Source organism: Streptomyces sp. NPDC005263, assembly GCF_042872365.1.
Classification (GTDB): domain Bacteria; phylum Actinomycetota; class Actinomycetes; order Streptomycetales; family Streptomycetaceae; genus Streptomyces.
The window spans coordinates 252,833-265,791 of the sequence record NZ_JBIAKJ010000001.1 but is presented as its reverse complement, the minus strand read 5'-3'; the positions used below and the strand labels follow the sequence as shown (position 1 = coordinate 265,791).

Annotated in this window: 10 protein-coding genes; 9 read left to right on the top strand and 1 reads right to left on the bottom strand. The window is 70.9% G+C overall.

Annotation, left to right across the window (positions count from 1 at the left end; all coding sequences use genetic code 11):
* Positions 1-4: 4 nt before the first annotated feature.
* From ACFYRY_RS01240 to ACFYRY_RS01205, 8 genes are read left to right on the top strand one after another with little or no spacing between them, the layout of a single operon-like run.
* The gene (locus tag ACFYRY_RS01240) at positions 5-1,330 is read left to right on the top strand and encodes a hypothetical protein (RefSeq protein ID WP_389138793.1); all 1,326 of its coding nucleotides are present in this window, start codon (positions 5-7) and stop codon (positions 1,328-1,330) included.
* A gap of 26 nt (positions 1,331-1,356) precedes the next feature.
* Entirely contained in the window at positions 1,357-2,589 is a 1,233-nt protein-coding gene (locus ACFYRY_RS01235; RefSeq protein ID WP_389138791.1) for an MFS transporter, read from the top strand.
* 36 nt (positions 2,590-2,625) lie between these two features.
* Positions 2,626-5,190: a lantibiotic dehydratase gene (locus ACFYRY_RS01230; RefSeq protein WP_389138789.1), complete on the top strand. Its 2,565-nt coding sequence runs from the start codon at positions 2,626-2,628 to the stop codon at positions 5,188-5,190.
* A 57-nt stretch (positions 5,191-5,247) separates the two neighbouring features.
* Positions 5,248-6,744 carry a PqqD family protein gene (locus tag ACFYRY_RS01225; RefSeq protein ID WP_389138788.1) on the top strand — a complete coding sequence of 499 codons (1,497 nt, stop codon included), beginning with the start codon at positions 5,248-5,250 and terminating at the stop codon, positions 6,742-6,744.
* 3 nt (positions 6,745-6,747) lie between these two features.
* Positions 6,748-8,085, top strand: coding sequence for an acetyl-CoA carboxylase biotin carboxylase subunit family protein (locus ACFYRY_RS01220; RefSeq protein ID WP_389138786.1), 1,338 nt, complete (start codon positions 6,748-6,750; stop codon positions 8,083-8,085).
* Positions 8,016-8,753, top strand: coding sequence for a class II glutamine amidotransferase (locus tag ACFYRY_RS01215; protein ID WP_389138785.1), 738 nt, complete (start codon positions 8,016-8,018; stop codon positions 8,751-8,753). Before ACFYRY_RS01220 ends, ACFYRY_RS01215 begins: the two co-directional genes overlap by 70 nt.
* A complete protein-coding gene (locus tag ACFYRY_RS01210) occupies positions 8,743-9,555 on the top strand; it encodes a hypothetical protein (RefSeq protein ID WP_389138783.1) in 813 nt (270 codons plus the stop codon). The genes ACFYRY_RS01215 and ACFYRY_RS01210 overlap by 11 nt, the downstream gene beginning before the upstream one ends.
* 44 nt (positions 9,556-9,599) lie before the next feature.
* Positions 9,600-10,106 (top strand): YbaK/EbsC family protein, encoded by a 507-nt coding sequence (locus tag ACFYRY_RS01205; RefSeq protein ID WP_389138781.1) that lies wholly within the window; start codon positions 9,600-9,602, stop codon positions 10,104-10,106.
* A 90-nt stretch (positions 10,107-10,196) separates the two neighbouring features.
* Here ACFYRY_RS01205 and ACFYRY_RS01200 read toward each other — a convergent pair whose 3' ends face one another.
* Positions 10,197-10,928, bottom strand: coding sequence for a maleylpyruvate isomerase family mycothiol-dependent enzyme (locus ACFYRY_RS01200; RefSeq protein WP_389138779.1), 732 nt, complete (start codon positions 10,926-10,928; stop codon positions 10,197-10,199).
* Between the two features lie 196 nt (positions 10,929-11,124).
* On the opposite strand from ACFYRY_RS01200, the gene ACFYRY_RS01195 reads away from it, so the two are divergent.
* Positions 11,125-12,837, top strand: coding sequence for an IlvD/Edd family dehydratase (locus ACFYRY_RS01195; protein WP_389138777.1), 1,713 nt, complete (start codon positions 11,125-11,127; stop codon positions 12,835-12,837).
* The last annotated feature ends 122 nt before the right edge of the window (positions 12,838-12,959 follow it).

The following is a 12,959-nucleotide window of genomic DNA, read 5'->3' as shown; positions in this document are numbered from 1 at the left end:
CCCTATGCCCGCGACACAGCTGCGCCTGCCCGGAACCGACCTCGTCGCCTCCTCCGCCGAGCGCATCCGTGAGCAACTGCTGCACGGTATGCGCGAGGTGCCCTTCCCACCCCGAGCCGTCCCCTTGCAGCCGGTCCTGCTGCCCCGCCCGGTCTACGAGGAACTGCACACGGCGGCCGCCGACGTGCTCCGGGTGCTGCTCAAGGTGGCCCACCACCTGGGCGGCGACCGCTCCGAACGGCTCGCCGCCCTGGGCGTGGACCCCGCCGAGTGCCCCTTGTTCACCTCCGACGAGTCCTGGGAGTGGCGGTACGCGGCGTGCATCGCCCGGCCGGACGCCTTCGTGACCGCCGACGGCGTGAAGTTCATCGAGTACAACGCGGGCGGCGGCGTCGGGGCGGCGGTGCAGACCCAACTGCTCGCCGACACCTGGGTGGATGTCATCTACGCCGACCAACCCCTGTTCGCCCACCGGCCGTTCAAGGCCCGCGCCGACATGTTCGACGCCATGTGCGCCGCCGAAGGCGTGCGGCGAGCGGTCGTTCTGCAGGGCAGCGTGGCCGACCTGGTCCGCGGCGTCAGCAGCACCCGCTACTTCGACGTCGAGGTGGACTACCTCAGGTCGCGGGGCTTCGACGCCGCGTTCTTCGAGCCCGAGGACCTGGTCGACGGGGTGGTCGACCCGTCCGGCAAGCTGCGCTACCCGGTGGGCCTGCGTCACTTCACGGTGCAGGAGTGGTCCGAACTCGGTGTGGACTGGGGCCCCGTCGGCGAGGTGATCGAGGCGGGCTGCCAGCTGATCGCCTCGGAGACCTCGTCCCTGCTCTTCAACAAGAAGCTCCTCGGCGTCGCCTCCGAAGGACACCCGGCCATGACCGAGGAGGACCGTCTGCTGGTGCACCGGTATGTGCCCTGGACCCGAGTCACCGGTGACCGTCCCGTCACCTATCAGGGCCGCACCTGGCCGTTGGCGGAACTGCTGCTGGCCAGGCAGGAGGAGTTCCTGCTCAAGGGCGCCACCGGAATGAAGGGCGAGCAGGTGATCATGGGCCGGGACTCCGACGCCGGCACCTGGCACGCGGCGGTGCGCGAGGCCGTGGACCGTCAGGACAGCATCGCGCAGCAGCGAGTGGAGTCCCTGCGCTGGCCGGTCTCCACGCTGGGCGAAGACGGAGAGGTGTTCACCTCTCGGGTGGCGCCCGTGCTGGGCCCCTTCGTCATCGGTGACGCGCCGGCCGGATGCCTGGCACGGTACTTCGCCGACGGCCAGGACGGTGTGATCAGTGTGGAGCGGCACGGGGCCGCACAGAACGTCGCCGTGGCGGCATGAGGTCAGGGACAGAGGATCGGACGTCGATGAAGAAGCGCGGCATTGTGCCCCTGCTGTTGGCCGGGCAGGCGGTCAACGGCTTCGGTGACGGACTGTGGTTCAGCGTCTGGGCCATCTTCTTCACCCGCATTCAGCACATCCCGGCCGAGAGCATGGGACTCGCCATCGGGATCGGTGGCGTGGCCGGCTTCCTCGCCGCGATGCCGGTCGGCACCGCCGCGGACCGGTATGGTCCGCGCGAGGTGCTCGTCGCGGTCATCGCGCTGCGCGGGCTGGCCTCGATCGCCTACATCTTCGCGGGTGACTTCTGGTCGCTGCTCGTCGTCTCGTGCTGCTTCTCCGCCGTGCAGAGTTCGGGAGTCGGGGTACGGGTCAGCCTGGTGTACCAACTGCTGGGCAAGGACGACCAGTTGCGGGTCCTGGCACAGGGCCGGGTGGTGCAGCACATCGCCTATGCGGCGGGCGCGGGCGTCGCCATGCTGGTGCTGGCGGACGGAAGCCGGTCCGTGTTCGTCGCGTCCATCCTGGTCAACGCCGCCACATTCTTCATCACCGCGGTGATCACGTTGGCCCTCCCGTCGGTGCCGTCCGTTCCCGTGGAGCGGCAGCGGTCGGGCACCGAGGCGCTGCGTGACCTGCCGTATGTGGGGCTCATGAGCACGACCGCGCTTCTCGCGCTGTGCTGGGCCCTGCTCTCCAGTGGTCTGCCCCTGTGGATCGCGGAGGGCACCGAGGCCCCCCTGTGGACCGCCGGCCTCGCGGTCGCGCTGAGTTCCCTGGCGATCGCCCTGTTCCAGGTACGGGTGAGCGGGCGGGCCGTGAACATCCCGCGCTCCGTCCGCGCCAGCCGTGTCTCCGCCGTTGCCCTGGCCGGCTGCTGCCTGCTGTTCGCCGCGGCAGCCTGGGCCCACCAGGCGCTGCTGGCCACCCTGGTCATCGTCGTCGGCATGGCAGCCCACATCGTCGGCGAGTTGTACTACGTCTCGTCCCGGTGGGGGCTCTCCCTGGGGTTCATGGTCAAGGAGGCCGAGGGCCAGTACCAGGGGCTGACCGCCAGCACGGAGGCCGGCACCACAGCCCTGGGCCCCGCGCTTGTCACCTCTCTGGTCAGCGGACTCCGCGAGGTCGGCTGGGTGGTTCTGGCGCTGGTGTTCCTGCTCAGCGCGGCACCCGTCGGCTCGCTGGCGCGACGAGCCCTGCGTGACTCCCGCCGCGTCTGGTGGACGGACCGGGCGGGTGAAAAAGAAGCGCTGTCCTGATTCCGGTCCTCCCTTCCAGCGGCCCCAAGGAGACGCATGACTGTCAGCTCCCCAGACACCGCCGCACGCCCCGCCCCCGGGCGGCCGTCGCTGCCCTGGCAGCCCGCGTCCGTGGCTGTCCTGCGCATGGCGGGCTACCCCTTCGGGTGGCTCGACACGCTGGGCGACTCCCGCTGTGCCGAGCTGGCCCGACAACGGCTGGCCGCCCAGGCGGAGGTCGACTCCTTCGCCCAGGAGGCAGCGCGTTCACAGGACCGGGCGGTCAATGCCGCCGACCGTTCGTTGCTCCGGGCCATGCGCCGCGGCCGCCCCTACCCGCCTCGCGACGAACCGCTGTCGCCCCACTTCACCGAGACGCTGGACCGGTACGCCGAGGCCCTGCGCCGCCGTGACGACGCCGACCGCGTCTATCAGGAGGGCTACCGCGCGTCGTATCTGAGTACGGCCGGCCGGGTGCTGGACTTCTTCCGGGACACCTCCTCACTACGGGACATGTTGCTGGTCTCCAACGAGTCGGCCCACCCCCGGCTGGTGCGCTGGCTGCACCAGGCAGACCCGAGGTCCGGATCGTGGCGCAAGCAGGACCGCAACAACCTCACCACCCTGGTGCGCTACCTGCAGCGGGTGTGCGCCAAGAACGACACCACCAGTCACTTCGGCCCGCTCGCTCCCGCACGCCTGGAAGCCACGCGGGAAGGCGTCCACTGGCGGCCGGCCCCCCTGCGGCGCCGCACGGCGCTGTCCAGGTGGGCGGTGGAAGCCGTCGTGGAGGCACTGCACCGCGACCACGAGGACGTGCGGCATCTCGCTCGGCCCCGCCCCGCACCCGGCGCGCGGCGGCACGGCGAGCTGCTCCAGGTGGTCCGTCTCGATCAGCGCCGCCTGAGCACTGAGGTGCACGAGGCCGTACGGCCCGAGGAAGCGGTCCGACTGCGCCCCGAACTCGCCGAGCTGTTCACCCGCTGCGACGGCGACACCAGCGTCGCCGAGCTGGCCACGGCAACCGGCCGACCGCCCGCGGACGTGCTGCGGGACATCGCCACCCTGCGGGAACTGGGCGCCGTGATGGCCGAACCCGACCTGCCCTACGGCATCGAGGACGCCCTGGGCATGGTGCGCCGGCACCTGGCCCCGCTGGGCCGCGACCACCCAGCCGTACACAAGTGCGCACGTCTCACCCAGGCCGTGGCCGCCCTCCAGACAGCCGTCCCCGATGGGCGTCCGCCCGCCCTGGACCGGCTCAAACAGGAGTTCACCGAGATCACCGGGCAGCCGCCGCACCGCCGGCAACACGGCTTCTACAGCGACCGCAGCCTGTTCCACGAGCACTGCACGGGAGTCGCCGACGACCTGGTCCTGGGCCAACCGGTGGTGAGCCGCATGAGCGGCGACCTGTCCCTCCTGTACGACCTGTTCCTGCTGCGTCCGCGATGGCGCCTGCGCCTGGAACGGGAGCTGCTGGGGGAGTGGTTCGCCCGCAGCTTCGGCCCCCGCACCCGGGTTCCGGTCGGCGACTACCTCACCTCCTTCGTCGCCGATCTGGACCTGCTCGAAGAGGGCTATCAGCGCTGTGAGGCCAGGGTCGGTGCCATCGGCGAGGAGCTGGAGGAGTCCCTGCTGCCACCGGCCACGAGCACGGCGCACGAACACCGGGTGGACCGGTCCCGCGTGATGGCCCTGATCGACCGGCACGGTCTCGACGAGCCCGCCGTGTGCAACCCCGACCTCATGATCGCCGCAGCGAGCCGGGCCCATCTGGCGCGTGGTGAGCTGACCCTCGTCATCGGCGATCTGCACGCGATGGACGACCACCTGAGCCACGGTTCCATCGCTCCCTTCGTCGACGAGGCTTTCCCGGACTACCGCCGCGAGGTGGCCGAGCGGTACGCGGCCCTGGTCGGGCCGGGAGAGACCATGGCCGATGTGACGCAGTGTCACCTGAACAAGACCTTCCCCCGCATCGCCCCGCTCGGCCTGGACATCGAGGCGCACGACCGGTCCGGCGCCGCGGCGCCCGACCGGCTGCGGCTGGCGGATCTGTCGGTGGAGCTCGTCGACGGACAGCTTCGGCTGCTCGCTCCCGACGGCAGCCGGCTGCGGCTGGTGCTGCCGCCGCTGGCCTGGCCGATGCTGCGGCACAACCCGTTCGCCCCGTTCGGGTTCCCGACGACCACAGATGCCAGCGCAGTGCACGGCTCCGACCGTGTGCACCTGCCGCGGATCCGGGTGGGTGACGTGGTGCTCCAGCGCGAGCTGTGGCGGCTGGCACCCGCCACCATCGCCGCCGCCTCCGTCGACGAGGAACCCGACGCCTTCACCCGACTGCAAGCGCTCAAGGAGCGACTCGGCCTGCCACGCCACGTCTATGTACGGTGCCCCGGCGAACCCAAGCCCCTGTACTGCGACATGGAGAGCCCGCTGCTGGTGGCTCAGCTCGCCCGGACGGCCGCCCAGGTGTCCGGTGACGCACCGCTGGAGCTCAGCGAGATGCTCCCCGGCCCCGACCAGCTGTGGTTCGGCGACCAGTCCGGCGGCCGTACCTGCGAGGTGCGGTACGCCGTGTTCACCACGGGCGCGCGCACCGCCGCCCCCACCGTATGACGCACGTCTGCGAAGACACCCCGACCTCGAAGAGGACCCATGACCCTGCACGGCACCATGACCACTGTGGACCCCCCCGCCCCCGCCCACGCGACCGTCCTCGCCCGGCTGCTCGACCATCTCTCCCCCCACGACCGTGCCGCGACGCGGACCACCGCCGACCGTCTGCGTCAGGCGCTGAAGGAGCACGGAGGCGTCCGCGACAGCACCGTGATGGTGGGATACGGCGGAGGGAAGGACAGCAGCTACACACTCGCGTTCGTACGAGCCGTCCAACTGGTCGTGGCGGAACGGGACGGAGCGCCTTTCACCCTGCGCAGCGCCACCAACCGGCACGCGGGGATGCCGCACGCGGTGATGGAGAACATCGACCGGGTCTACCGCGCGCTCGGCATGTACGACGATCCGTCCTGCGAACTGCTGTTGCTGGACGCCGGCCGGATCCGGCCGTTCCATCCCGACCTGCCCGCGGACCCGGCGGTCGCGGCACGCAACCGCACGGACATCCTGATGACGGGGCATCGCACGGCGGCGCAGGCCCGCCCCACCTTCTGCAATGCCTGCAACCTCTCCATGGTCAACTCCTTCGGCCTGGCGGCCGCGCACGGCCGGGGGGCCGACCTCATCATCACCGGCGACTCGCGCTCGGAGCAGCGCGACTACACCGTGTGGATCAACCGCCTGGCCCGTCGGGTGGGGCACGATCCGCGATCGATGCGACGATCGGGCTTCCCGCGCGTGCTGGGCGCGCTGGACACCGTAGGACGCGCCTACGCCCGCGCCATCCACGGCGAGACCACGTCCCCGGATGAGCACGGAGTCCATGCCGACGTACCCGTCGACCTGTCCTTCTTCTCCATCTTCGAGGACACCGACTACGAATCCGGCAGCCACTGGGACCTGCTCACGGGGTTCCTGGACTTCAGGTTCGACGACATCGCCTTCAGCTTCACCGAGTCCGACTGCGCCAATCCGGCCCTGATGGCTCATTTACGGGGCCTGACCTGTGAGCATGTCTACGGCCGCTCCTACGACGAAGGCATGGACGAGTACGTGTCCTTCGCGCTGCGGCTGATGCGACGCAAGGCCTTTCCCGAGCGGCTCATCGATCAGATGGCCGAGCGCTACGGCAGCGCGGTGACGAGGGCTTCCGTACGCCGAGCGGTAGAACGTTTCGCGATGGAGGCGTACGGGTTCACCTCGCAGCATCTGATCTGCCTCGTCCATGCCCCGTTCACCGCCCACGGAAAGCGACTGAGCACGTTCCTCCAACGTGAGCACCCGCGGCTGGCCCGTCGAGAAGCAGCGATCCGGACCCTGCTGGCCGCCCCCGCCGACGAACCCGTCACAGGTGAGGACCGGGATCTGGAAAGCTCCCTCCGCGACGTCAGCGGCCTGACGCTCGACCAGATGCGACACCTGTACGTCAGTGACCACCCCGACTCCGCGGGACTGTTGCACCGCATCCTGCAGGACGATCCGCACAAGGAGTTGATAGAGACCAGGCACAGCGCGGACGGGCCCACCGTGCGCGAACTGCTGTCAGGGCGGTGACGCATGAACGCGTCCGTTGCGGCTCTCGTGCAAGTGGGTGCCACCCGGGACGGCCTGGACCCCTACCGGAGCAGCGCCGCCGCGCGGAACATGCCGGCCGTCCTCGTGGAGACTCCCGCATACCTGGCTTGGCGCAGGCACCTCGGCCGGGCCCCTTTCGACCGTGAGATCGAGGTCGAGCGGCCTCACGAGCCCGGGCAGATCATCGCCGCGTTGCGCGCCGCGGACGTCACACCCGCGGTACTTCTCGCCGGCTTCGAACGCTACGCGGCCGCCGCCTTCGACGCCGCCGAAGCGTTGTCCGTACCGCCCAATCCCCGCGGCCGGGAGCCGTTCCGCGCCCCGGACAAGGCCCGTCAACGATCGACGCTGACCGAACGGGCCCCGCACGTCCGCCAGCCCCGCCACGCGTTGGCCGGCCACGAACGCATGGAGGCCCTCTCGTACCCACGGGTCGTCAAACCCGTCGACGGCGGAGGCGGGCTCGGGGTCTTCCTCGTCAGGAACGCCGAGGACGACCGCCGAGCCCGGAGACGCGTCACACGGACCGCCAACTACGGCGGCGGTGCGTTCACCGGGACGCTGGTCGAGGAGTACGTGGCGGGCACGGAGTTCTCCCTGCAGGGTGTCGCCCGGCACGGCCAGGCGCAGGTGCTCAGTGTCTGCGAGAAGGTCGTACAGCTGGAGCCGCAGCCGGAGGACGGACTGTGCGGCTTCCGGGAAGCCGGCCACCTGATGCTGCCGCCGGACGCGGCGGACCCGGAGCTGCCCGCCCTCGCGCAGACCTGTCTGAAGGCCGTCGGCTACCGCGACGGTCCCTTCCACCTCGACGCGATCGCCGCCCACGCCGGCCCGCTGTACTTCGTCGAGATGGGCTTCCGGCTCTCGGGAGGCGGCCTGGTTGCTCTGGCCGAGCGGGCCCTGGGCGTGCGCTGGGCCGACCTCGCCCTGGCCGCCCACCTCGACGACCGGTGCCCGTGGGACGCCGGGACACCACCGGCGGACGGCCCGATCTTCGGGCAGCTGGCCTGCACGCGGGCGTCCCAGTTGCGCCGGGCCGAACGACTACGCCGATCAGGTGCCCTGGTGGACGTCGTGCCCGCTGCTCCGGCGCCGCCCCTGGCCTCCCTCGACCCGGCGCACGTCGGAGCGCTCGCCTCCGACAGGCAGCGCCACGCCGTGGTCCTGGGGCGCGTCATCGTCCGTGCCCAGGACGCCGCAGGCGCCCGACAACTGCTCATCGACTGCGCCACCGCCCAGGGAGAGGACATATGTGCCGACTCATCATCGCCCGCGGACGCTTCGAAGCGACCGCCATCCTCGACGCCGCACTCTCCATGAGCACCGGCGTCACAGCTCTCGACGACGTGCCCACACGCGTCCACCCCAACGGCTGGGGAGCGGTGTGGCGGACTGACGACGGAGCCCTGGCCGCTCACCGCGACCACCGCGCGTTCGTCGACAGCCGGGAATCCGCGGGGCTGGAGGACCTGCGCACCGACATGCTCGCCGTCCACGTCCGGCACGCCACCCTGCCCGAGAAGACCGGACTGCGCTTCGCACATCCCCTGGAACGGCTCGACGACTTCGGCCCCTGGTACTTCATGCACAACGGTTTCCTGCCCACGGTGTACCAGCGCCTCGGGCTGAGCGCGTCGGCCTTCGACTCCGCCGAGTACTTCGACTACCTGCTGCCGCACGGCCAGTGGGAACTCGACGTGGAGTCCACTCTGCGGCGGCTACGGGAGATACCGCCCGGCGGCACCAGCGGCAACGCCCTCCTGCTCAATCCCCGGCGGGCCTATGTCGTGCACTGGACGATCCCGGAGGCCCCGTACCAGGACTACTTCACCCTGCGCCGGCTGCGGCTGCCGGAAGCGGACATCATCGCCTCCGAACCGGTGCCCGCCCTCGCGGCCGCGGAGCACTGGGAGGCACTTCCCCCCGCCACCATCATCGACCTGCCGTTCACCACCGGGCACGAGAGGAGCATCCGTCGTGCAGCATGAGATCACCTGGGACCGCCATACCTACGACGTGTCGGGGCACACCGCCCTGGGGGTCGAGCCCCTTCGCCGGCTCAGCGCGGGCGAGACCGCGGTCATCCGGCTGCACGGGCTGCTGGGACACGAGGTACTGGAAGCGGCACGCCGCCGAGCCCATGACCTGCTGGGCCTGGCATCGACGGTGAACTACACCAACGGCTCTCTCACCACCGTCGGCCCCTACCTGGCCGCCCATCTCCAGGAACCCGACCGGTACTTCGCCCTGTCCGCCAGTGCCAACCAGCGCATGGCCGACGCCGGCTTCGACCTGCCGACGCGCGTACGCGCCGCACTGCGCGACACCTTCGGGCTGCGCGGCCTGGAACCGGCCCGCGAGCGGGACGGCCGGGGTTACGGCGAGGCCGTCATCCGGCTCCACGCCGACGGCGTGCGCAACCCCCTGCACAACGATCACATCGCCCGCGACGCGCAGAGCACCACCTGGAGCGTCGCCGACGTCGTACGACAGCTCAGCTGCGTGGTCTGCCTGCAGGAGTGCGACAGCGGCGGCGAACTGATCACCTACGCCAAACCCTGGGAGCCGGACGACGAGCGGTGGAAGGTGCCCGGTGAACTGGGTTACCGCAGCGAGGTGGTCGGCACCGTCCCCCGGCACGTCTTCCGGCCCCAGACATACGACGTGTACCTCATCAACCCGACCTACTATCACGAGATCCTCGAGGTCCACGGCGTCACCCGCACCACCCTGGGCTTTTTCATAGGCTTCACCGACGACACCCTCACGAACGCCGTGGCATGGGGATGAAAGGGCGCCCCGGTCCGGTACCGGGGCACAGCAGAGGAGAGACAGTGGACGGCACCTCCACCTACCAGCGCATCATCGACCTGCTCGACACGAACGGCGCCCGCTACAGCGTCATCGAGCACCCGGAGGAGGGACACACGGAGAAGGTCAGCTCCCTGCGCGGCAACCACCTCGGACAGGCGGCCAAGTGCATCGTCGTACGCGTGGGGGTCACGAAGAAGAAGGGGCGGTACGTGCTGGCCGTAGTTCCCGGCGACCGCCGCGTCGACACCGAGGCGGTGCGGAGCCACTACGACGGCGTGAAGGCGATGTTCGCGCCCCAGGAGGTCGCCGAACAGCTGGCCGGGGCTGTCAGCGGCGCGATTCCCCCGTTCTCGTTCGACCCCTCTTTGGCGTTACTGGTCGATCCCACGTTGCTGACCCAGCCGGAGATGTTCTTCAACGCCGCCAGGCTGGACCGGTCCCTGCGACTGGACACCGCCGACTACGTGGCGGCGGCCCAGCCGGATGTGCTGCCCATCACCGAGCCGGTCACCGCGGCGCTGTCCTGACCGTGCGGGTACGGGGCCGACGGGTACCGGGCCGGGCGGGCGCGCCGGCCGACGCCCTCCGCGTCCGCTCTCGGCCGGCCCGGCCGGCGGTCAGCTCCGCCAGACCGGAACCTGGGGGAGGGGCCCGGCAGGCTCGACAGCCAGTGCGCGTCCGTCCGACCGGCCGGTGAGCCAGCCGAGCAGTTCGGCCGCGGGTCCCGACACCCGCGGCCCGCGTCCGCCCCCGACCGGGTGCGGCACCTGGTCCTCGTCGGCACGCAGCACCATGGCCGGGGCCTCAGGACTGTCGCGCAGGTTCCGTACCGTGGTCTGCAGTTCCAGTGCCACGAAGAAGGCCGGCCAGTCGGCCGGGCGATGGCCGGTGGCCAGGTCGGTGTGGTGTACCTCCACCTCGCGCAGCATGCTTCCCACGGCGCCACGCACCGGCCGCAGACCGCCACCGAGCCACCGCACCGGCACCTCCCAGGCGTCCTGCGGATGGCCGTCGGCCGTGGTGAGGAAACGGCGCAGCGAGGCCTCGACGTCCTCCACGAGGGCGAGGGCCGGGCATGCCGCGCCTTCCTCGATCTCCCGGTCCCGTTCGTCGGCGTCGGCGTACTGCGGCAGGTCCCTGCCCGTCCGGGCGGCGGTCAGCAGCCGGGTACGGGAGTCGGCGCTGCGGGCGAGGTGCGTGAGCACGTGCGCGCGGGTCCACCCGGGCAGCAGCGACGATGCCCGTACGTCCTCGTCGGACAGCGCCGAGGCGGACGTGAGCAGCCGGTCGACGGAGGTACGCAGCAGGGGCAGGTAGGCGGCGGGTGAGTCCTTCTCGTGGTGCGCCAATGGAGGTCTCCGTTCGGTGGCCGGGCGTCGTCACCAGACCGTTTCCCCGCGCTCGGGGGGCCATGTACGCGGCGGGCGGGGGGAAGCCCCGCATGGCCGGTGGGCTGTTGATCCATCGACGGCCTGCGTATGCTTCACGAGGTTCAACTCTGTACCGACGTAGGGACCGTTGCAGGACTGTGGGAAGAGATTCCGGGTGGAGCTCCGTAGCGACCAGTGGTACGCGGGTCAGGACCGCAACGCCTACATCCACCGGGCATGGATGCGCAGAGGTGTACCGGGGGACGCCTTCACCGGCCGGCCGCAGATCGCCATCGCCAACACCGCCTCCGACCTGACTCCCTGCAACGCGCACCTGAACGAGGTGGCGGCCTCGGTCCGCAACGGCGTGTACGAGGCGGGTGGCATCCCGCTGGACCTGCCCGTGGTGTCGCTGGGGGAGACGAACGTGCGGCCCACCGCCATGCTGTGGCGCAACATGGCCGCGATGGCCACGGAGGAGATGCTGCGGGCCAACCCGATCGACGGTGTCGTGCTGCTCGGCGGCTGCGACAAGACGATCCCGTCGCTGCTGATGGCCGCCGCCTCGGTGGACCTGCCCGCGGTCGTGGTCCCCGGCGGTCCGATGCTCAACGGCACCTTCCGCGGCGGCCTGTTGGGCTGCGGCACCGGGGTGTGGCAGCTGTCGGAGGAGGTGCGCGCGGGCACGCTCTCCCAGGAGCAGTTCACCCGCTCCGAGTCGTCGATGATCCGCAGCCGCGGGCACTGCAACACCATGGGCACGGCCTCGACGATGGCGCTGGTGGCGGAGGCGCTGGGCACGGTCCTGCCCGGGGTGGCCGGCACGCCCGCTCCCGACAGTCGTCTGCTGGAGGCCGCGCACCACACCGGCCTGCTGGCAGTCGACATGGTGGGCGCCGACCGGCGCCCGGGCACCTTCCTGACCAAGGCGTCCTTCCGCAACGCGATCGTCGCGCTGGCCGCCATCGGCGGCTCGACGAACGCGGTCGTCCACCTCCTGGCGATCGCGGGCCGACTGGGCATCGATCTCACGCTGGACGACTTCGACCGCGTCGGCTCCCGGGTGCCGGTCCTGGTGGACCTCCAGCCGGCCGGCCGCTTCCTCATGGAGGACTTCCATCGCGCCGGAGGCCTGCTTGCCGTCCTGCGCGAGGTCCGTGACCTGCTCGACCCGGACGCGCTGACCGTCACCGGCGAACCCCTGTCGAGCTACCTGGACGACGCGCCGATCTGGGACGGTGAGGTCATCCGCACCCGCGCCCAGCCGCTGGTCGCCGAGGGCGGCATCGCCGTCCTGCGCGGCAACCTCGCCCCCGACGGCGCGGTCATCAAACCCGCCGCGGCCTCCCCGCACCTCCTCCGACACCGGGGCCGGGCCGTCGTCTTCGACTCCATCGAGGACTTCCACGCCCGCGTCGACGACCCCGACCTCGACGTGGACGCCGACTCCGTGCTCGTCCTGCGGGGCTGCGGCCCCAAGGGGTACCCGGGCATGCCCGAGGTGTCGAACATGCCGCTGCCGAAGAAGCTCCTCGAACAGGGCGTCCGTGACATGGTCCGCGTCTGCGACGGCAGGATGAGTGGCACCGCCTACGGCACCGTCGTCCTGCACGTGGCGCCGGAGGCCGCGGCAGGCGGCCCCCTCGCCCTCGTCCGCACCGGGGACGTCATCACCCTCGACGTCGAGGCCCGCCGTATCGACGTCGACGTCCCCGCCGGTGAACTCGCGGCCCGCAAGCCCAACCAGGCCACCATCGACGGATTCGCCGCCCCCCGCCGCGGCTGGGAACGCCTCTACGTCGATCACGTCCAGCAGGCCGACACGGGCGCCGACCTCGACTTCCTCGTCGGCTCCAGCGGCTCCGAGGTGAGCCGCGAGTCGCACTGACAGTCCGCGAACCGGTCCGTTCCCAGGGCGGCCTGTGCGGACGGGTCGGTCACATACGTGACCGTGGTTCAACCCATTGACACATCCGATGAATTGCTGATTGTCTGCGAATCGCTCAGCCT

Coding starts and splice junctions, on each gene's coding strand:
- ACFYRY_RS01220 (WP_389138786.1), top strand. CDS start 6,748: ATGAACGCGTCCGTTGCGGCTCTCGTGCAAGTGGGTGCCACCCGGGAC.
- ACFYRY_RS01225 (WP_389138788.1), top strand. CDS start 5,248: ATGACCACTGTGGACCCCCCCGCCCCCGCCCACGCGACCGTCCTCGCC.
- ACFYRY_RS01240 (WP_389138793.1), top strand. CDS start 5: ATGCCCGCGACACAGCTGCGCCTGCCCGGAACCGACCTCGTCGCCTCC.
- ACFYRY_RS01235 (WP_389138791.1), top strand. CDS start 1,357: ATGAAGAAGCGCGGCATTGTGCCCCTGCTGTTGGCCGGGCAGGCGGTC.
- ACFYRY_RS01215 (WP_389138785.1), top strand. CDS start 8,016: ATGTGCCGACTCATCATCGCCCGCGGACGCTTCGAAGCGACCGCCATC.
- ACFYRY_RS01230 (WP_389138789.1), top strand. CDS start 2,626: ATGACTGTCAGCTCCCCAGACACCGCCGCACGCCCCGCCCCCGGGCGG.